Annotated in this window: 24 protein-coding genes; 17 read left to right on the top strand and 7 right to left on the bottom strand. The window is 71.0% G+C overall.

Going from position 1 to position 18342, the window contains the following annotated elements:
* Positions 1–80 precede the first annotated feature (80 nt).
* The 13 genes from ACWD4U_RS01830 (at position 81) to ACWD4U_RS01770 (ending at position 10727) form a co-directional block, all read left to right on the top strand.
* Positions 81–959 (top strand): DNA cytosine methyltransferase, encoded by an 879-nt coding sequence (locus ACWD4U_RS01830; protein WP_363449815.1) that lies wholly within the window; start codon positions 81–83, stop codon positions 957–959.
* Positions 960–1047: 88 nt separating this feature from the next.
* Positions 1048–2253, top strand: coding sequence for an MFS transporter (locus ACWD4U_RS01825; RefSeq protein ID WP_363449432.1), 1206 nt, complete (start codon positions 1048–1050; stop codon positions 2251–2253).
* A gap of 68 nt (positions 2254–2321) precedes the next feature.
* Entirely contained in the window at positions 2322–2984 is a 663-nt protein-coding gene (locus ACWD4U_RS01820; RefSeq protein WP_363449430.1) for an HAD family hydrolase, read from the top strand.
* Between the two features lie 133 nt (positions 2985–3117).
* Positions 3118–3708, top strand: a complete 591-nt coding sequence (locus ACWD4U_RS01815) for a DUF4913 domain-containing protein (RefSeq protein WP_363449428.1) — start codon at positions 3118–3120, stop codon at positions 3706–3708.
* Complete coding sequence (locus ACWD4U_RS01810) at positions 3705–4466, top strand: glycosyl hydrolase (RefSeq protein WP_363449426.1); 762 nt, start codon at positions 3705–3707, stop codon at positions 4464–4466. The genes ACWD4U_RS01815 and ACWD4U_RS01810 overlap by 4 nt, the downstream gene beginning before the upstream one ends.
* Positions 4463–4930 (top strand): hypothetical protein, encoded by a 468-nt coding sequence (locus ACWD4U_RS01805; protein WP_363449424.1) that lies wholly within the window; start codon positions 4463–4465, stop codon positions 4928–4930. Before ACWD4U_RS01810 ends, ACWD4U_RS01805 begins: the two co-directional genes overlap by 4 nt.
* Positions 4927–5577 (top strand): hypothetical protein, encoded by a 651-nt coding sequence (locus ACWD4U_RS01800; protein WP_363449422.1) that lies wholly within the window; start codon positions 4927–4929, stop codon positions 5575–5577. Before ACWD4U_RS01805 ends, ACWD4U_RS01800 begins: the two co-directional genes overlap by 4 nt.
* Positions 5574–6404, top strand: a complete 831-nt coding sequence (locus tag ACWD4U_RS01795; RefSeq protein WP_363449420.1) for a hypothetical protein — start codon at positions 5574–5576, stop codon at positions 6402–6404. Before ACWD4U_RS01800 ends, ACWD4U_RS01795 begins: the two co-directional genes overlap by 4 nt.
* A 22-nt stretch (positions 6405–6426) precedes the next feature.
* Complete coding sequence (locus tag ACWD4U_RS01790; RefSeq protein WP_363449418.1) at positions 6427–6984, top strand: hypothetical protein; 558 nt, start codon at positions 6427–6429, stop codon at positions 6982–6984.
* A gap of 37 nt (positions 6985–7021) precedes the next feature.
* Positions 7022–7846 (top strand): winged helix-turn-helix transcriptional regulator, encoded by an 825-nt coding sequence (locus tag ACWD4U_RS01785; protein ID WP_363449416.1) that lies wholly within the window; start codon positions 7022–7024, stop codon positions 7844–7846.
* A gap of 95 nt (positions 7847–7941) precedes the next feature.
* A complete protein-coding gene (locus ACWD4U_RS01780) occupies positions 7942–9660 on the top strand; it encodes a DUF317 domain-containing protein (RefSeq protein WP_363449414.1) in 1719 nt (572 codons plus the stop codon).
* A gap of 24 nt (positions 9661–9684) precedes the next feature.
* Positions 9685–10209, top strand: coding sequence for a hypothetical protein (locus tag ACWD4U_RS01775; RefSeq protein ID WP_363449412.1), 525 nt, complete (start codon positions 9685–9687; stop codon positions 10207–10209).
* A 23-nt stretch (positions 10210–10232) separates the two neighbouring features.
* Positions 10233–10727 (top strand): DNA ligase-like domain-containing protein, encoded by a 495-nt coding sequence (locus tag ACWD4U_RS01770; protein ID WP_363449410.1) that lies wholly within the window; start codon positions 10233–10235, stop codon positions 10725–10727.
* A gap of 4 nt (positions 10728–10731) precedes the next feature.
* Here ACWD4U_RS01770 and ACWD4U_RS01765 read toward each other — a convergent pair whose 3' ends face one another.
* Positions 10732–10998 carry a hypothetical protein gene (locus ACWD4U_RS01765; protein ID WP_363449408.1) on the bottom strand — a complete coding sequence of 89 codons (267 nt, stop codon included), beginning with the start codon at positions 10996–10998 and terminating at the stop codon, positions 10732–10734.
* A 216-nt stretch (positions 10999–11214) separates the two neighbouring features.
* Between ACWD4U_RS01765 and ACWD4U_RS01760 the strand changes: the two genes are divergently transcribed.
* From ACWD4U_RS01760 to ACWD4U_RS01745, 4 genes are all read left to right on the top strand, one after another.
* Entirely contained in the window at positions 11215–11562 is a 348-nt protein-coding gene (locus ACWD4U_RS01760; protein ID WP_363449406.1) for a DUF317 domain-containing protein, read from the top strand.
* A 619-nt stretch (positions 11563–12181) separates the two neighbouring features.
* Positions 12182–12454 carry a hypothetical protein gene (locus ACWD4U_RS01755; protein WP_363449404.1) on the top strand — a complete coding sequence of 91 codons (273 nt, stop codon included), beginning with the start codon at positions 12182–12184 and terminating at the stop codon, positions 12452–12454.
* 48 nt (positions 12455–12502) lie between these two features.
* Entirely contained in the window at positions 12503–12715 is a 213-nt protein-coding gene (locus tag ACWD4U_RS01750) for a hypothetical protein (protein WP_363449402.1), read from the top strand.
* An 84-nt stretch (positions 12716–12799) separates the two neighbouring features.
* Positions 12800–13129: an esterase gene (locus tag ACWD4U_RS01745; RefSeq protein WP_363449400.1), complete on the top strand. Its 330-nt coding sequence runs from the start codon at positions 12800–12802 to the stop codon at positions 13127–13129.
* A 232-nt stretch (positions 13130–13361) separates the two neighbouring features.
* Here the strand turns inward: ACWD4U_RS01745 and ACWD4U_RS01740 are convergent, their stop codons facing one another.
* The 6 genes from ACWD4U_RS01740 to ACWD4U_RS01715 form a co-directional block, all read right to left on the bottom strand.
* Complete coding sequence (locus tag ACWD4U_RS01740) at positions 13362–13886, bottom strand: hypothetical protein (RefSeq protein ID WP_363449398.1); 525 nt, start codon at positions 13884–13886, stop codon at positions 13362–13364.
* 113 nt (positions 13887–13999) lie between these two features.
* Complete coding sequence (locus ACWD4U_RS01735; protein WP_363449396.1) at positions 14000–15745, bottom strand: relaxase/mobilization nuclease domain-containing protein; 1746 nt, start codon at positions 15743–15745, stop codon at positions 14000–14002.
* Complete coding sequence (locus tag ACWD4U_RS01730) at positions 15742–16164, bottom strand: MobC family plasmid mobilization relaxosome protein (RefSeq protein ID WP_363449394.1); 423 nt, start codon at positions 16162–16164, stop codon at positions 15742–15744. Before ACWD4U_RS01730 ends, ACWD4U_RS01735 begins: the two co-directional genes overlap by 4 nt.
* 179 nt (positions 16165–16343) lie before the next feature.
* The gene (locus tag ACWD4U_RS01725; protein ID WP_363449392.1) at positions 16344–16568 is read right to left on the bottom strand and encodes a hypothetical protein; all 225 of its coding nucleotides are present in this window, start codon (positions 16566–16568) and stop codon (positions 16344–16346) included.
* Positions 16569–16672: 104 nt separating this feature from the next.
* The gene (locus ACWD4U_RS01720) at positions 16673–17758 is read right to left on the bottom strand and encodes a DUF2637 domain-containing protein (protein ID WP_363449390.1); all 1086 of its coding nucleotides are present in this window, start codon (positions 17756–17758) and stop codon (positions 16673–16675) included.
* On the bottom strand, positions 17755–18321 hold the full coding sequence (locus ACWD4U_RS01715; RefSeq protein ID WP_363449388.1) for a WhiB family transcriptional regulator: 567 nt from the start codon (positions 18319–18321) through the stop codon (positions 17755–17757). The genes ACWD4U_RS01720 and ACWD4U_RS01715 overlap by 4 nt, the downstream gene beginning before the upstream one ends.
* Positions 18322–18342 lie beyond the last annotated feature (21 nt).

Here is an 18342-nt window from a genome sequence, read left to right as displayed (position 1 = left end):
CTTGACGGCGGGCTTCCCCTGTCAAGGACGTCTCGGTTGCAGGCCGCCGCGCCGGACTCAACGAGCACACCCGTTCCGGGCTGTGGCTGCACGTCGCGCGTGCGGTCGAGGCCCTCTGCCCCTGCCTCCTGGTGGTCGAGAATGTCCGAGGTCTCCTCACCTCCCCCGCCGGTTCCCCTGGCGACGTGGAACCCTGCCCGTGGTGTCTGGGAGACCAGCCAACCCAACCTCCTCTGCGAGCACTTGGTGCCGTTCTGGGCAGCCTGGCCGACCTCCGGTACGACGCTCGGTGGCTCGTGCTTCGCGCTTCCGACGTCGGAGCGCCACACCGAAGGGAGCGGGCATTCCTCGCCGCCTGGCCCGCCGAACACCCTGCTCAAGACCCCAACCAGCAACATCGGCAAGAACAGCGGCAGCCAGCACCCGGCGAAGAGGAAGAGCGACGGCCATGGCCCGTCCCTGGTCGACGAGGTGAAGTGGCTGCTGCCGACCCCGCGGGCCAGCGACACGGGCACACCTGGGCGGCGGCCGGGCAAGGGCTGGCGCCCGCCGCTGTCGGCGGTGGTCCTGCCGCTGTGGTCGGAGCCGGGCCCAGCGGCCGAGGAACCGACGGACGGTGGGGACCGTATGCCTCCGCCGTCGCCCGATGGGAGACGCTCACCCGCCCAGCGCCGCCGCCTACTGACGCGGGCGGGCGGCTCCGCGCGGAGTTCGTCGAGTGGATGCAAGGGCTCGCGCCGGGCTGGGTGACCGCCACTCCGGGGCTCGGGCACCCGGCCCAGCTCACCGCCCTCGGCAACGGCGTCGTGCCCCAGCAGGCCGAGCGAGCACTGGAGTTGCTCGCTCCTCCGTTCCCCCGGTGCCCGCGCTGCGCGGGTTCGCAAGGGGCTTCTACCGGGATATTCCGGCCGTACCAAATCGCGGATTCTCCGGACTCTTCTCTCCGGCAGCCGCACTGACCAAGGGGGCTGTCATGCCAGCGCACGTCCCGGACCAGCGGGCACCTGCCCGCGCGCCACCGGCTCTACCCGCACCGAGAGGTCCTCCTTGAGCACGTCCACCACCGTCACCGGCCCCGCCCAGGGCAGCGGCTACCGCGCTGTCCTGGGCAGGCGGCACGTCGCCCGCCTGCTGGGCGGCACGCTAATCGGCCGCCTGCCCACCGGCATGGCGCCGATCGCGATCCTGCTGCTCGTCCGGGCAGAGAACGGCTCGCTCGCCCTGGCCGGCCTTCTGTCCGCCCTGTTCGGCCTGGCCGCCGCTGCGGGCCAGCCACTGCTGGGCCGGATGGTGGACCGACAAGGCCAGACCCGGATCCTCGTCGGGTCCACCGGCGCCGCTACGGCCGCATTCCTCCTGTTGCCGTGCGTCAGCCCGCACCGCCACCCGGTGCTGGCCGCGCTCGCGGTGATCGTCGCCGGACTGAGCACACCGTCGCTGGAGGCCGGCCTTCGGGCGCTGTGGCCGGTGCTGGTGCCCGATCCCGACCAGCAGCGCGCCGCGCTCTCCCTGGACTCTGCCACGCAGGGCCTGGTGTTCGTCGCCGGCCCGGTGCTGGCCACCGCCTTCTCGGCCGGAGCCGGTCCGCATGCCGCCATCGCGGCGACCGCAGCGCTCGGCCTGCTCGGGGCCGGGCTGGTCGTCTCGGCCGAACCGTCCCGCAACTGGTCGCCGACCGACCGCCAGCAGCACTGGCTCGGCCCGCTGCGGGTGCCCGGACTTCGCGTTCTCTTCGCCACTCTCACCGGCATCGGTGTCGCGCTGGGAGCGGTCAACGTGCTGGCGCTGAGCGCGGCCGAGCGCCACCACGCGGGCTGGCTGGCCGGCCTCGTGCCCGCCGCTCTGTCCGTCGGCAGCACCGTCGGCGGCCTCGTCTACGGCCGCCGCACCTGGCCCGCCTCCGCCCTCGCGCACCTCGTGACCGCCACCGCTGGTTTCGCCATCGGGTGGCTGCCCCTGCTGCCTGACCCCGCTCCGGCCGTCGCCGTGGTCTGCGCGGTTCTGCCGGGCCTGTTCCTCGCTCCGCTGCTGACCGCGTCCTTCGTGACAGTGAACGCTCTCGCGCCGCGCGGCGAGACGACCGAGGCGTTCGCCTGGCTCATCGCCGTCGTCGGCACCGGCCAGGCCGCCGGAACCGTCCTGGCCTCCCTCGCCGCCACCGCCGGCCCCCTCGCCTGCGCGGCGGTCCCGCTCGCCGCAGCCACCACAGCCCTTGGACTGCTGCACCGCTCCCGCCACCAGCTCACCTTCTGACTCGCCCCCGCCAACCCGAATGCAGCACCACCGTGAACGCCATCGCCACCGCAACGCCCTCTTCCCGTATGCACGTTGTCTGGGACTGGAACGGAACGATCAAGGCCGACCTCGATGACCACGTCTCCGCGCTGAACGCGACATTGCCCGCGCTCGGCGGCGAGCCTGTCGACCGGGACACCTACCGCGCCAAGCACACCGTGCCGATCCCGAACTTCTACGCACGCCTCCTCGGCCGCACGATCACCGACACCGAATGGGCCTCCAGCGACGCGGCGTTCCTCACCCACCTGAAAGCTCAGCCCGTGAGGCTGCGCGCCGGAGCTGAGCAGCTGCTGGCCGCGCTGAGCGAGGCCGGACACACCCAGTCGCTCCTGTCGCTGTGCCCGCACGAGACCCTGCTGCGCGAGGTCGAACAGGTCGGCATCGGGCACTACTTCGCCCGGATCGACGGTCGCACTGGCCCATCCGGCGGTACGAAGGCCGGCGCGCTGGCCGACCACCTCGGCTCCTTGGGCCTGACCGGTCAGCCGGAGCGCGTGCTGCTGATCGGCGACGCGATCGACGACGCGGACGCCGCCCACTCCAATGGCGCCCACGCGGTGCTCCACACCGGAGGACTGCACCACCCCGCCAAGCTCGCCGCCTCCGGCCACCCGCTCGCCGACACCCTTGACGAGGCCGTCGCCCTCGGCCTTCGCCTGCCCGCCGACCTCACCCTCTCGCGGTGAGAGCGGATGTCCGCAGGGCCCAACGGCCGTGCCGCAGGGCGCTACTAGCGCGGATTCCCGGCCGCGCCAAATCGCCGATTCCCCGGATCCTCATCCCCATGCCGTCCTCCCACAGACACAGGAGCAACCCGCCATGTCCAACTCCAGCGAGGGCACCCCCGAAAAGTCCTTCCGCGTGCCCGACGACGACCTCGACGACCTCGCCAGCACCCTCGCCAAGACCATGGCCGAGGTTCGCCAACACGGCGTCCTCCTCGACCGCCTCAGCTCCGAGGGCGACGCCCTGCTCGCCACTCGCCACGCCGACCTTCCGACCGCCGACCCGGCTGGCGAGGAGTCGGAGGCGATGTCCGTGTTCATCCTCGCCCTGGGCGGCGCGGAGTACGACGCAGAGATAGCCGCGCTCCGCGACTGGGTGAACTACCTCTTCCTGCCCGTCTACGGCCGCGAGATCAGCACCACCCGCCCCTGGTGCGCCCAGTGGGAGCAGCACCCCGAAGCCGTCGCCCGCCTCCATGCCCTGTGGCTGGCGTGGCAGCAGTTGACTGATTTCGAGGCCGGGTTGTCGGGACCGAGTACGTGGCATCGCGACCACCTCGACCAGGCCCTCGTCCATCTGCGCGCACCCGATGGGCCGTTCGCCGCCTGCACCACCTCGGCGAACCGACCCAACCACCGGCTGCTGGCCACCCCAGCGCCCGAGCAGCTGGAGCTGGCCGCGTGATCACCGTCGACTTCCGCCTGGACGACATGTTGGAGGTCGCCGACGAAGCCTCCTGGGTTGCGTCGGATGCCTTCTTCGCTGGGGACTTGGCCCTTATCGCCGAGTACCACACCACCCCCAACGAGTCGCACAGCTACTTCCTCACCCACGACCGCTCGGCGATCTGGGGTGTGCCTGGTGAGCCGCAGCTCGCCGCTATCAAGATCACCCGCGACCTGGGCGAGCGGACGTTCACCTTCGAGGCCGCCCGCCACGCCGGGCTGGCATTCGCCCAGAACTGGCTGGCCGAGCGGGGCTGTCCGCCAGAGAAGATCATCCCCGGCGACGACTTCCTGAAGCCCGCCGACGACCTGACCGCCCGCGCCGAGCAGCAGGTGCGGGAATCCGGCGAGCGCTACCGGGTCATCGACACGTACACCCGCGACTCCGAGCCCTGCGAGACGTGGACCTTGGTCCACGACTCGCGCGCCGCCGAGCTCCCCATTCGGGTCTTCCTCGAAGAGGCCGACCTCGATGCCGGCACCTACACCGTGCGCGAAGGCGCGTTCGCCGACGAGTGGGCGGCCGTCGCCTGGCTCTCCGAGCGCCCAGGCCCCCTGCCCGAGCCGCCCGAGCACCGAGCCACAGCAGAACGACGTACCCGCGCGGCCCGGTCCCGCTCCACCGGCACCCCGCTGAGCCCGAAGGCCGGGGCGCAGGACAGCGCCGCCAAGCCCTCGCCCGCCAGCCAGCTGCCGACCCGAGGGAGGACGCTGTGACCACCGCTCGAATGGCTTTCGCCGCCCACCCCGACGCCATCGCCGACCTTCGCGCACTGCCCGACGGAATCCGCGACCAGGCCCTGCTGCACTTGCAGGACCTCGTCCACGGTGAGCGCGTCGCCACGCGCCTGGACGGCCGCCTCGAAGGTTTCCACAAGGTCGTTCTCGGCGTCGGCGGCACCTGGGCCACACACCGGCTGGTGGTGCAGTTCCGCGACGCGCCCGCCAACTCCAAGCACAAGCGCGAGGTGTTCCTCGTCGCCGCCGGGCCTCGCGCGGACTACGCCGTCTACCGCACCGCCCAGCAGCGGACGAACCGCGCGCCGCGTACCGCCGCCGACCTGCGCACCCGGGCGGCCCTGGCCCGCTCGCCGCTCAGCCAGGACAGCACGTCCCCGGCCCCGGCCGCCCCACCGCCCGCTCCGACGACCGTGCCGACCACCCGAAGGGCCCTGTCATGATCTCCGAGCACTCCCCCGCCTCGCGCGCCGAACTCGCCACCCTGCTCACCGAAACCGCGAAGAGCGTCTCGGCGATCCTCGACGCCGAGTACCCCACCCCCACCTCCCGCTCCTACCTGCATCCGGTCCTCGGCGCGCTATCCGCTGGGCCGGGCGTGATCACCGAGCTGAACGAGCGCTTCGAGACCCTGGTCTCGCGACCGCTACCGGCCACCCCCGCCGGCCTGTTCACCGTCGCGTCCGTCGCCGCGGCGCTCGGCTGGCTGACCGAGTCCCTCGCCGAACTGACCACCGCCGTAGACCAGATCTGCACCAAGGCCGGCATCTCCGACGCCCAGCCCGCCGACCCGCTCAGCGTCGGCACCGAGGAACTCGGCTTCCCCTTCAGCACAACGGAGTTGGCCGCCATCCGCACAGCCGCGCAGGAAGCAGGGCTCAGCGCCGGGCAGTACGTCGAGCTGCTGTCGCTGGCCCTGCTCGCCGACTCGCGCATCGCGGATGCCTGCACCGAGATCTGCGACGGCCTGCTGGATGACGCACGCTACGTCCGAGGCGAGGCGAGCGACCACCTGCGGACTACCGCGGGCTCCGACAGCCTGCCCACCCTGGTGCGCACCCTCCTGGCCCGGATGGAGGCGGGAGAGTGAACCCGCACGACGCCACCAAACGGCCCGACGCCCACCTGGTCTTCGAGGTCCTCGCAATCGAAGACCCCGAATCCCTGGTCACCCTTCACCCCTCTCGCAGTCCCCTCAGCATGTTGGCCACGCTGGTCGCCGACTCAAGCCGGGACACCGACCGGCTGCACTCCGCCCTGCTGGAGCGGGCCGAGACGGCGATCAAGACCCTCGAACGGCTCACCCGCGCCCCCGGCGGCGACCTGCGGGACTCGAGCGGCGTGCTGCGGTCCACCGGCGGCGAGATCGAAGTCCTCGCCGCCAGGCGCGGACAGGCGTTCGAGCACCTGACCCGCGCCGTCCACTCCTACGAGCGCTGCCGGCCCGGACCCGTCAACACGCCGACGGCCACCACACCCGAGCAGACACTGGTCCATCAGCAGGACGGCGCGCGGCAATCGAGCACCGCCTGGACGCCCCCAGAGGACCAGCAGTTGAAGGTCCTCCTGGCCACCGGGCAGGGCAGCCTGCGTCTGCATCAGAGCGCGCTGCACCCAGCAGACCGGTACTTCTCCGACGGCACCGGCGACTACGTGTTCATCTGGCCAGCGACCGTCGATTGGATGCAGGCCGAGGGCCTCATCAGCATCGACACCAGTACCACCGTGTACGAGGGGCAGTTGCTTTTCCTCACGCCTCGCGGCGCCGATGCGCTACACGCCAAGGCCGATGCCACCGCTCTGGTAGCCGCCGCGCTCAGCCGCAGTCGTCACGCACCGGCCCCGGCCGCCATGACCGCGCCGGCTGCCGTTCCTGCCCCAGCCGCCACTCCGGGCAAGCCCGCCCGCTCCCACTGAATCCCCCAGGAGAGGAATCACCGTGTCCACCGAGATCTATACCCGCAGGCTGGTCGAGCACCGGTACGGCCGCACCGTGGCTGAACTCCAGCTGAGTGCCACTCGACGCGCGCCGAGCGACCCTGTCCTTCCGATCGTCCTGCGGCGCCTGACCGCACTTGCCGTCACAGAGGAGCAGGAACGCGACGCCCGGCGTCGCCTCGACCTCGTGGGACAGTGCCCGGCGGGCGACGGCGAACTCCTGCTGCTCTACGCCACCGAGGCCCTGGACCTCGACCGGCAGAAGCAGGCAGAGGCCGAGGCCATCTGGGACCTCCTCGACATCCGGCTTCTACTTGACCAGCCCTCCGCCCGCAGTTCCACAGCAACGCCGCCGAGTCACGCGGTGCTCGACATCGAGCACCTGATGCCCGCCGCACGCGAGATCGCCGCCGGCCTGCGGCATCTCACCCGCGACAGCCTGCGCGAGGGCCTGCGCACTCTGGGAATCCAGGTCAGCAACAAGCGGCTCGGTGTGGTCCTGCGGCGACTGCGCGAGGAGCGCACCGCACCGGACGGCGTCGTACGTCACTGCCTCTGACTGTCAGAACCGACCACCCACTCAATGGAGTTCAGCCATGTTCACCTCCAACGCACCCAACTCCCAGGCCACCACTCTCGATGAGGTGCGCGTTGAGGAGGTGCTTCGGGTCATCGCACCGAAGTGGACCACCTGGGTGGTGCAGACCCTCGCTCACCACGGTCCGATGCGAGTCAGCGAGATCTCTGCCGGCCTGCCCTTCGTCCACAACACGCTCCTGTCCAAGCGCCTGGCCGAGATGGAATCCCGCGGACTCCTCACCCGCGCGAACGCGACGCGAGCACCCTACAAGCTGAGCGAAGCCGGTCGAGCCCTCGCCCCGATTCAGCGTTCCCTCGCCGACTGGTCCCAGACCCACCTTCCCCGCCTCGGGCAGCTCGCCGGAGCCGAGCGCGTCGAAGACGCGCTTCGGCGCCTCGCTCCCCGCAACACCACGGCCGTCATCCGGGCCCTCGAAGCCCACGGCCCCCTCCGGCTCACTCACGCAGCGGAGGCATCGGGCCTAGATTCCCCGTCGATCCAGTTCCGCCTGAACCGGCTTCAGCGCGACGAGTTGGTCACCCGCATCGGACCGCGCCACGGCGACCCGTACACGCTCACCGACGCCGGGCTGGCCACGCTTCCGATCCTCGAAACCGTCGAGCACTGGGGCCAGTCGCTGACTGTGGCACCCCCAGCAGCCGCCCTGGTGGCACCCCGCGCCCGCTCCGTCCCCAAGATCACTGTAGGAACCGCCCGCACGGCCACAGCCCTGCGCCGCACCGCCGCGTCATCGAGCGGTCTGTTCAGCCACGCCCCGGCTCCGCAGCCGAGGGTGCCGGCGGCTATCACCGCACGGTCAGCCCCAGGCCGAACGCGATGAACACCGGCAGACCCGCACCCGCCGCGCGCCCGCCCTCTCGCCTCCGCCATCGCCCGCTGGCGCGCGGCCCACCTGTCTCCAGGAGCACCTTCACCATGAACCTCGCACCGTCCGACCCGCAGATGCTGGTCAGCCCCGTCTACCTCGCCGGCCACGGCAACCCCGAGCTGATCACCGGCCCCCTCGACTCCGCCCCGGGCTGGGGCAAGGCCGTCACCAACACCGGTACCCACTACGTCAGTCCATGCCAGACCGTGCACATCGCGCACGTGCCGGGCAGCCGGTACGGCGGCCGGAAAGTCCTCGCCCACCGCGAGCCCCTCGGCCCGCCGATCTGGGCTGCCTCCTTCTCCCGAAACACCCCGGCCGAGATCACCTCCGCTTTCACCACCACCCTCGTCGACGGCCTGCGCAGCAACCACCGCGACTACCTCAATGGCGGACCCAAGTTCCAACCTCCGAGCCCTACCGGCGCTCTCGCCGACCGCGGCTGGATCACCGACAACGAGGCCCAGCAGTACCTGTACCAGCGCGCCCCCGAAGGCCACGCCGCCTTTCGGATGCGCAAGTTACACCTCGACGAGGAGGCCGAACTCCTGGAGCAGGGCCCACCGCAATGGACGATTCACGCCTGCGTGGAGCGCGAGAACGGCGAGCGCTGGCACGCCGACTTCACCGGCTGCACCCCGCTGTACCTGGTGCGCGAGGCCGTGGTGGCGTTCAGCAGCACCACCCCTGTCACCCGGGCGCTCTCGACCGTTCCCAAACGCAACCTCTCCTACGTCCAGATGCGGCGCGCGCCCCAGACATCCGCACCGCGCCAGTCGGCTGCCCTCGCCCGCACCACCGGGCCCCGCCTGCCGGGGCTTGGCACTGGCCGCCCCGCCGACGACGGCCGGCTCCGTCGCGACCGCAACCCAACATCGCTGACCCGTACCCCGATCGGAGGAGCTGTGCCGTACAACCCGAACGACGAGCGGTGGCGCGAGTACCACGTCAGCCCGCGCTACCTGGCCGGATCGACGTTCACCGGCGATCCCGCCCTTCGTCCCCTACTCAACGCGGGCTGGCACCTTAACCACGACGATCTGGGCAACGTCTATGTCAACTCACCAGACCAGAAGCTCCGCCTGGGCTACCTGCCAGAAGGCGAGGACGACGCCCTGTGGCAGATCACGGCGTACTCCAATGCCTTCGCAGCACCTCGGTGGCTGGTCACCTACCAGGACAGCGCTCCCACTGAGATCGTCGCCGGGTTCACCACAGCGCTCGCGCGGGCACACGCCGAGGGCCCCGACTCCTATCTCGCCGATCGCGGCCGCGACTTGGCGGAACTCAACGTGGGCACGCCTCTGGTAGCGGCAGGCTGGAGCCACCGCTACACCGCGGCCGACGTCATCTTCGAGTCTCCCGACGGCCTGGCCGAGGTCCACCTGCGCCGCAAGCACCTCGATAACGCTGCCGAGATGGCCGGCAACCAGGAGCGCTGGCTCACCCTGGCCGGGCCGCCTGGCCACCAGTGGTACGCCACCGCCTCCTCCCACACGCCGCCGGCGCTCGTGACGGCGATGAACTGGGCGCTCACCGACCCGGCCCCCGTCATCCGCTACGGCGACGATCTGCGCCTCCTGCCGCCACACGCCACGGCAACACCGGTCACACCGCCCGCACCAACGCCGCTCGATGTCCGCCGTGCCCATGCCGCCCGCGCCCGCTCCCCCATCACGCGCCCCGGTGCCGCGCGGCACACTGCTGCACCGACCCAGCGCCAGCACTCGCTGCCCAAGATCCCGGCCCAGCTCCGCAGCCGCTGATCCCGTCCTGTTCGGAGGAGAACCGTGAGCAACGCACCCAACCCCGCCCACAGCCAGCAGGCTGCCGCTCCACCAACCCTGGACTCGTCCTGGAACACCGACATAGACGTCATGGCCCGGCTCAGCACCGCGACGCTCACCCTGCTGGACGTCCTCGTCCACCGACTCGACGATGAGCTGGTGTTCTCCGAAGCCCTTTGCGGCGGCGGCGAGTTCATGTGCGAGCTGGAGGGCCTCGACGACTCCTTCGGACCGCTGATCGAGGCCGAGGCCGCCCGTGTAGTCGCAGAAGCGGCCGGGCTCCGGCCTGCCGGCCTGTTCTCCCCATGGATGCCGGCCTACCTCGCCGCCATCGACGCTCTCTCACGGCAGCGCCAGGCGAACCTCGTGCTCGAAGCCGCAGACCGCTATGCAGGGGCCACCTCGCCACCGAACCCGCGCATCGCCGCCTTCCACGCGCGTTCCACAGTCCGCCCCCACACCGTGACCGCCTCCGCGTCCGCCGCCCTCACTGCCGCTCCTCGGCCCTCGACCGCACCCCGACGCTGACCGCTACATTTCTAGGACGCACCGTGCCCGACACCGGTACCCCGCCCCTGGACCAGGCCGACGCGCTGATCGCCGCTGCCTGGGGACGCCCCATCGAGGAACTGGAATCCCTCGCACCCCGCCGTCCGGTGGACGACCCGCTCCTGCGCTCGGCGATGCACATCCGCTCTTCCCTGGTCGTGTGGAGCAACGCCATCGCGGTCCACCAGGACCGTCTGCACGCGCTCACCCGGCCAGGACACACCCCGGGCTTCTACGATCTGGAGCGGATCACCGACTCCGCGTCCGCTCTGCGGGTCGCACACTCCGAGAGCCGCGCCGCTCTGCAGGCCATCAGCCACGTGATCGATGCCCGCGAAGCCGCCATGGCCGCAGGACAGACGCCGGCGGTCCGCCTTGCGCAAGCCGCTGTCGCCCGGTCAGCGCACGCCCCGCGCCCCCTTGGCCAACCACCCGGCGAGCTGGCGCCGTCGGCTGCTGGCGGCCCCGCTGCGGCCGTGGCCGGTCCCAGGCGATAGCAGCTCAGTCCTCGTGCTGTCCGCGATCGGCACCTCGCCACGAGGAGCCGACCGCGCGGGCCAGCTCATCCAGCGTCAGCTCGATCAGACCGCCGTCTGCGGCACGCTCCCACACAATCGGGTCCTGCGCCGCCCGCTCCCCGCGCGTGCGCACCGCCCACTGCCCGTCGGCGACCATCGCGATGTCACCCACCGTCCAGGGCCGACCGGTCGACCGGATCTTGCGCTCGAGCGCCGCCCCGTCCTGGTGGCTGCTTCCCGGCTCGGTCACTGCGTCCCCCTTCGTCCTGCTCCGGCCTTTCACCGCAACCTAGTTACGACACCAGTGACGGCCGTTTTCATTCCCGTCCGCGTCTGCAGCGCCGTACCTCCGGCAGTTCGCCCACGGCAGACGCCCACTGCCGGGAAACGACTACGTACTTCGGCATGTCACATGCCAACGTACGGATGTCGGGAAACCGCAGGTCAACGAAGGGATCATCCTCCCGTGAACACCTCCACCACCCTCCTCCCCGCCGCTGTCCAGCCCACCGTGGAGGACCGCGACTGGCTCGCCAGCGACCACTGCGCGGGCCCCGTCCTCGCTCTGCTCGACGGACTCGGCTGGGCCATTGTCGACACCCCCGAGGCCAACGTGCACTGCACCAGCCCGGACGGTCGCGTCTACGTCGGCTGGCTCCCCGAGGACCGGGCGGCATGGACGCGCAGCATCGTCTGGCAGATCCGGGTCTCGCCCCGTAAGGGGGATCCCTGGGTGCAGGAGTCCGGCCTCTACACCCCTTCGGAGGCGGTCGCCGGGTTCCTCGCCGCGCTCATCACCGCCTCTGCCAACTGACAGCACCCCCGCATTGGCGGGGCTTTCCCTGCTCTCCAGTCCGATCGACACCAACCAGTGCGAGGAGCAACCACCGTGACATAGCTGCGAAGCATCGAGTCCGCGCTGACCGACGAGTTGGCCGACGGCGAGTCCCCGATCGCCGGACGCCTTCTCTACCACGCGCGACGCGCCAGCGATCTCGCCTTCGAGCCCATGCACACCTGCGGCGGCGACTTCGCCCTGCACCTGCCAGTCCCGTGCGGCGAGGTCCTGATCACGGACGACGACGCCCAGATCGCCCGCCCGCCGAGCACCACAGCGCCTGGCTCGCCTGTTTCTACGCCGCCGACGACGGCAGCAACGAGGCGCCACACGAGGTCTACTTCGGCCCAACGGTGGCCTCCACCACCCAGACGACACCCACGCGTATGTCTCGGCCGTCGCGGACTGGCTCATCTCTCACCGGCCGGCCCCCGGCTCACGAGAGCGGCACCGGTCTCGAACAGCGCGACGCCACGGCCGCCCGCTCGGCGAGCGACACCAACTCCATCCAGGCGTTCACTCTCGCTACCTGATCCCCGACCAACTCACGGTCCGTCCGCTTCACATAGCTGCCACCACCGCGAAAGGCATCCGCATGACCTACAAGGCCCCCTTGGTCAACCACCACGCAGACCACAGCATCTGCCCCAAGGAGCACAAGCACACCGTCACCGGCAAGCCTCTCCACCCCGCCTGCCCCGGCCGGGCCTACAGCAGCGCAACCTGCTCCTGCGGTGAGTGGGAGTTCGAGTGTTCCGGCAAGGGCTACGTCAACGAGGAGCGCAAGCGACACCTCGCCAGGCACTCGAAGCAGACGCCCGCCGGCCCCAAGGTCCTGCGCGACCGGCTCCGCCTCGACACCGCGTAACTGCCGATCCCCGCCATCGCCCCGATCTCGCCCACAAAGGAGGCTCCCATGCCCCAGCACGTGACCGTCGGCCACCTGCTCCGCCAGCTCCAGGATGTCGACCCCGGCCTGCCGATCCGTCTCGCCGTCAACCCGGACTGGCCCTTCGCGCACTACATCGGCGCCGACATCGTCGTACGGGACTGTGTCGCCTTCATCGCCGACGACGGCCAGGAGGGATACCTCCCGCCCACCGTCCGCGACGCCCTCACGTGGGGGTGACCCACCATCAGCGTCCGCCCCGCCAACCGCCAGGAGGCCACGATCACCCGCCACACCGCCCTTACCGATCTGGCCCTGCGGCCGATGCCGCCCGGTACGCGCGGCGCACTCGTCCACCGCGTCACCATCCGCCCCGACGGCCCGCTGGACGTCAGGTGGCTGGCCGCCGACTCCGCACCGCTCGGCCTCGGCCAGATCCTGCTCACCTGGGAGCCCGCCTCCCACAGTGGAATGGACGTCACCGCCCGTCTCGGGCTGGCCACCACCGAGGTGCTCCTGGCCACCTGGCCTGCTGCTCCCGACGACTGGCCGCACCTCGTGCGCCCCACCCTCGCGGAGGTCACCGGCCTGTGCGCCGCCCTCAAGGTGGCCACCGCTGCGATCGAGTACGCCAACCGCCTCGCGCACCCCTGATCACCGAGTCCACCAGGCCGCCCCGCGCCCGCTGGCAGGGGCGGCCTCGCCATGTACCTGGTCCACTCTCGGGGGACCAACGGTTGCGTCGACGTCGGAGACGGCCTCATTGGCTCTACGAGCTCGCCGACGCGGTTCGCCGCACGGACAACTCAACGGCGGCCCGATCTGGTCCGCGTCGCCGCCGCAGCAGCGGGCTTGTGTCGGCTGGTAAATGCCGAAAGCGCCTTCGCTACGCGGCGACGTCTTTAGCGATCGTTTCCAGCGCGCTGATGTCCTCGTCGGAGATCGATTCGCGCAGGCGGCCGACAAGCTTCCACTGCTTAGTCAGGTTGCCAAAGCGTCCGGCAACCATCGGGACGCCGATGCCGAGCCGCGCGGCGATGATAATCATCTCGCGATGGCTGGTCGCCCTGGCGATCGAGTCGCTGCTGTCGCCGGGGAACAGCATCTCAACCGCGAAATCGTTGTCGGCCCGGGTGATCTCCGGCTCGAGCCACTCGTTCGCGCAGCGGCAGCGGATGTAGACGTTACGGCCCTGGTTGATCAGCAGCCAGTCACGGCGGGCCTTGCATGCCGAGCAGATGACCGGGATGCCGCCGAGGGCGAGTTCGTCTGCATGGTCGAGGCAGCGGTTGACTCCTGGACCGCTCGGTGGCTCGGTCTCGTTCTGCAGTTGGAGCAGCGGATCGCTGGGCGCCGTGGCCGTCAGGGGCGTCGATGCTGGCATCGTGCGATGATTGGTGGTTCTGGTCACGAGCGTGTTCTCCCCGTCGAGTGCCTTCGGTTCATCCGTAACAGCTGGTGAAACTGGTTGTCCAGGGCTTTGCCCGGTCCGGCAGGCCAGTGGTCGGCCTGCCGGACCTGGGGTCAGCGGCGAGGTGCGCGGCCGCGCGGCTCGGTCGCGACGGGCGTGGCCGGGATGGTGGCGGCCCGGTTGGTTGCGGGCTTGGCGAGGCCGGTCCCGGCTGTGGGGTTGCGGGGCGCCTCCGGGTGGGCTGGGAGTTTGGCCAAGCGGCGCAGTCGCCACACGAGGACATCGTTGACGTCCTGGGCAGTGTTCAACTCCCTCTGTGCAATGGCCTCCTGGAGCAGGGTCTCCGGGTCGTAGCCCGCCTGTTCGGCCTGGGCGAGCGTGCCGGCCAGCGCGCCCCAGCGTTCTTCTCGGGGAGGCCGGCCATCAGTCGTGGGGAGAGCGGCGCGGATAGTGGCGTCGAGACGGCGGCGCTCGGGATCGGGCAGTGCTCGCCCTTGCTCACGCATGGCCTTCATCGGCGTGGTGGCGGCCTGCCGGTACGCGGTGCGCAGGTGTTCGGCGGCCTTGCGGGAGGCGGCGGCCTGCTGGGCATGTCCGCGGGCGGAGTGCCAGCGGGCTGTGGCCATCGCCACCAAGACCAAGGTGGACAGCAACATCGCTGTGGTGCCCCCGTCCTCGCCTCGGCCGAGCGCGCCGCCAGCATGGATGATGCCTCGGGCTGCTGAGCGCAGGGCACGGTTGTCGGCCCGCTCGGCACTGACGTGGCTTCGGGTGGCGCGCTCGTAGGCGCGGGCGGCAGCGCGCAGTTCGTCTCGGGTGGCGGCCGGTGCGGTCTGGACGACAGCGTCGAGGAGTTCACCGACGCCGACGAGCTGGGCGGCTCCGTCGTCTCCACCGGTGTCGAGGTCGACAGCGGCGCGCTCGGCGAGCTGGGTCGCGTGGCGGCGGGCCTTGGCCGGTGCTGACCAGCGGGTGTTCGTGCCGGTTTTGTCGGCTTCGGTTGCCAGGGCGGCCTGGTCGACGGGGCCGGAGGCCAGGCGCTGGCGGATCTTGGGTAGGGAGAGGTCGGGAGCAAGCGTGGAGCCGGAGAACCAGATGGGCTGGTCTTCGCGGTTGCGGTCGCCGGGCAGCGCGACCGAGTAGCCGAGGGTGTCGCCGGAGGGGGCGAGGCGGGGCTTGACGCGAAGGCCGGCCGAGCTCAGGCGGGCGAAGAACTCGGCTTCGGTGGCGGCTCCGGTGACGGCCTGGCGGACCGCGCCGCGCAGGGTCTCGCGCGGGGTCTCGGCGTGGCCGGTGCGCTCGGCCTTGAAGCGTTCCTGGCTGGTGGGGAGTTTGGCTGCGGTGCCGTCGCCGGGGTTGAGCTGTCGGAGGCCGTACTCCTTCTCCATAAGGCGGGCCTCGGCCTGAGCCTTGCGCTTGTCGAACTTGAGGTCGGCGTGGCGGCCGTCCTGGCGTACGAGGGTGGCGGCGATGTGGATGTGGTCGTCGGCGTGGCGCACGGCGACCCACCGGCAGGCGGCCGTGTCGCCTTCGGGGGCGATGCCGGTGGCGTGGACGATGCGGCAGGCGATCTTCGCCCAGTCGGCATCTTCGAGGTAGCGGTCGCCGGGGTCGGTGCGTACCGAGCAGTGCCAGATCGTGGTGGTGGGTGCCGTGTCGCCGAGGGCCTTGACCGGCTGGTCGAGTTGGGCGGCGAGTTGGGCGACGCTGTGGTGGGCGTTTCGTCCGGGGTCAGGCGCAAAGCTGTTCCAGGAAGCGACGAGGTGCTGGTCGGTGTGCTCGTCGCGTTTGCCGGGGCCGAAGAGGTAGCGCACCAGGCCGTAGGTGCCGCCCGTACCGGTGCGGATCTTGGGGATCATCGGCGGACCAGCCAGGCCACGGCCTCGTCCACCGTGCCGATGGCGTCTTCGACGCGGTGCAGGAGCTGGCGCAGGTCGGCTCCGGGCTGGCCGCCGGCGTTGACGTAGTGGGCCAGCTGGTTGAGGTTATTGCCGACTGCGCCGAGCTGCCGGTTGGACTCCATGAGTTCCTGGATGCCGCGCCGGTAGTCGGCGACGGCTGCGGTGGGGTTGGCGCTGGTTGCGGCGGCGAGGGTGGCCGCCGCTGCGAAGCCGCCGGGGGCGAGGTCTGCGGCGTCGGCGGCGTGTTGGACGGCGGTCCACTCGGCTTCGCTGAAGCGCAGGCTGGTGCACGTGCGGCGCTGTGCGCTGTGGCGCGGGCGGCGGCGGCGCGAGGCGGTGCGGGCTGCGACGGTCGGCTTCTTCCCCTTTGTCGGCACCCTTGGGCCGACCTCCCGTTCGGCAGCCGGCCCCCCTGGGTCGACTGCCGAACGGGATGCCTCCGTCCCCTTCGGGGCGGGGGTGGGGTAAGCATCGCTTACCCCACAACTTGCTCCGCCAGGAGCCTGATCAAGGTCACGTTCACCGCCGTGGGTGGTGCCCTCCGGAGTCCGGGCGGTCATCGCCCCGTCTCCGCGCTCTGCTGCTGGATGTCGCGCAGGATGTCCTCGATGAAGTCCATGGCCAGGACGGGGTGGTGGAGGGTCCAGGGGCGGCTGTGTCGGCGACGTTGCACGGTCCAGGTGCCGTCGGGGCCTGCTTCGGCCTGGTGCAGGTGGCCGTTCTCGTGCAGGACGGCGATCCAGGTGTCCACCTCGACGGTCGTGGCGGGGGTCGTGCGCATCGTGGTGCTCTCCGGTTCGGTGGAGGAGGTCGTGGGGTGGCTGACCTGGGGCGGGTGACCGGCTGGAGTGACCGGCCCGGTCACCCGCCCCAGGTGCTTCCCGGTCAGTTCCGGGTGGCGGTCGCCGACTGTGCGGTCTGCTCGCGCAGCTGGGCCATCAGGGCGGTGAGCGTGTCAGAGGACAGCGGGATCTGCTGACCGCGGATCGCCTGGGCGACCACCTTCCGGGTCAGCTTGTCCTCGTCCCTGACCGCCATCCGGGCGATCTCCAGCAGCCGCTCGGTGTCGGGGTCACCGCGCCGGTCACCGGTTGTCCGGTCGTCCCGGTGACTGACCGGCGGAGCGGTCACCGGCCGGTCAGTGACCGGCGGGGCGCTGACCGCCGACGCGGTCAGCGGCTCGGGGTTGACCGACCGGGTGCTGTCCGCCGGGGTGCTGACCGGCTGTCCGCCCAGGTCAGCGGCGCAGATCAGCGGGTCACCGTGACCGGTGTCGGCGGGGCGCCGGCCGGTGCTGACCGTCCGACCGCCGTCGCCGGTCACCGCGTGGCTGTCCGGTCGATGCTTGTCCAGGGACACCTTGGGCGCCTCGGTCAGTGCGGTGACCGGCTGCCCGGAGCTGACCTGACCGGGCTGCGGCTGGTGCTGTCCGAGGCGGGCGGTCGGGGTGACCGGGATGCGCTCGACCTGAGTGACCTGACCGGCCTGGCCGGAGAGACCGGGCTGTCCGAGGTCACCTCGGTCACTTCCGCTGACCGGCCGCCGGGCGATCAGGATGTAGAGGTGGACTGCTCCGGCCAGGGCGAGCGGGGCGAGGGTGGACAAGACCGCGACCACCGAGTCACCGAGCCGCAGGCCGGTGACCAAGGTGTCCTGCTCGTTCATCCTGATCGCGTGCAGGGCGTTGGCCCAGAGACTGGCACCGGTCGCCGTGCCGAACAGGGTCCAGACGTAGGCGCGGGCTCGCCACGGTGCATCCCGCAGGACCAGCAGGGCCCGGACGCCGTAAGCGATGAAGCCGTCGATGACCAGGGGGAAGAGGTAGGTGAGGAATCCGCGGACGTGGATGGCGACGGCCATCTGCTGGAGGGCGTCGTACGACAGGGCGCATCCCGCGCCGCCGAGGGCGATGATGACCGCACGGTCCCAGGCGGTGACGAGCGCCGTGGTCGGTGCTGCTGCCGTGGTCACGCCGCCGTCCCGAAGTCGTCGCGGCCGAGGCGCTCGCCGGTCGGCCTGGGTGGCTGAGTGGTCTTCGTGCTCTGCTCCAGGTCTCGGTTCCGGATGGCACGGCGGGTCTCGCGGTACAGCTTCTGGGCGTGCTCCTCGGTGATCTTCAGAAGCCGGGCGAGGCGCTCAACGCTGACGCCATGTCGGTATCCGGCGATGACCACCGCACGGCGCTCGGTCTTGGTGAGGTGGATGTCGCGCCCGGCCAGGGTGGCGTTGACCCGGGAGTAGTCGAGGCGGGAGGCGATCTTCTCGTGGAGCGGCTCGCGCTCCTCCTCGGTCGTCGCGCCCCGGATGCCGTGGGTGTCGTTGGCCTCCAGCGCGGCGTCCAGGCAGGCGCGGCGGACCGGGCACTGGCTGCACAGCGCCTTGGCGGCGGCAATCTTGTCGGTCTCGTCGGGCTCGGGGAAGAAGATCTCGGGGTCGACCGGGTTGTACTCGGTCGGCTGGCAGACGGCCTGGTCCTGCCAGGTGTGGTCGCCGAGTGAGCGGTGGCGGGCAGGGCTGATCGTCGTGGTGCTCATGCGGGGTTGCTCCGATCGCTC

The sequence above is a fragment of the Kitasatospora sp. NPDC002522 genome (assembly GCF_053595195.1).
This window is presented reverse-complemented; position numbering and strand designations above follow the sequence as displayed.

What these genes read in the sequence shown, in the direction of transcription:
- ACWD4U_RS01735 (WP_363449396.1), bottom strand. Translation starts at nt 15,745, where the DNA reads ATGATCCCCAAGATCCGCACCGGTACGGGCGGCACCTACGGCCTGGTG.
- ACWD4U_RS01745 (WP_363449400.1), top strand. Translation starts at nt 12,800, where the DNA reads ATGCCGCCCGGTACGCGCGGCGCACTCGTCCACCGCGTCACCATCCGC.
- ACWD4U_RS01800 (WP_363449422.1), top strand. Translation starts at nt 4,927, where the DNA reads ATGATCTCCGAGCACTCCCCCGCCTCGCGCGCCGAACTCGCCACCCTG.
- ACWD4U_RS01780 (WP_363449414.1), top strand. Translation starts at nt 7,942, where the DNA reads ATGAACCTCGCACCGTCCGACCCGCAGATGCTGGTCAGCCCCGTCTAC.
- ACWD4U_RS01785 (WP_363449416.1), top strand. Translation starts at nt 7,022, where the DNA reads ATGTTCACCTCCAACGCACCCAACTCCCAGGCCACCACTCTCGATGAG.
- ACWD4U_RS01755 (WP_363449404.1), top strand. Translation starts at nt 12,182, where the DNA reads ATGACCTACAAGGCCCCCTTGGTCAACCACCACGCAGACCACAGCATC.
- ACWD4U_RS01820 (WP_363449430.1), top strand. Translation starts at nt 2,322, where the DNA reads ATGCACGTTGTCTGGGACTGGAACGGAACGATCAAGGCCGACCTCGAT.
- ACWD4U_RS01815 (WP_363449428.1), top strand. Translation starts at nt 3,118, where the DNA reads ATGTCCAACTCCAGCGAGGGCACCCCCGAAAAGTCCTTCCGCGTGCCC.
- ACWD4U_RS01750 (WP_363449402.1), top strand. Translation starts at nt 12,503, where the DNA reads ATGCCCCAGCACGTGACCGTCGGCCACCTGCTCCGCCAGCTCCAGGAT.
- ACWD4U_RS01725 (WP_363449392.1), bottom strand. Translation starts at nt 16,568, where the DNA reads ATGCGCACGACCCCCGCCACGACCGTCGAGGTGGACACCTGGATCGCC.
- ACWD4U_RS01715 (WP_363449388.1), bottom strand. Translation starts at nt 18,321, where the DNA reads ATGAGCACCACGACGATCAGCCCTGCCCGCCACCGCTCACTCGGCGAC.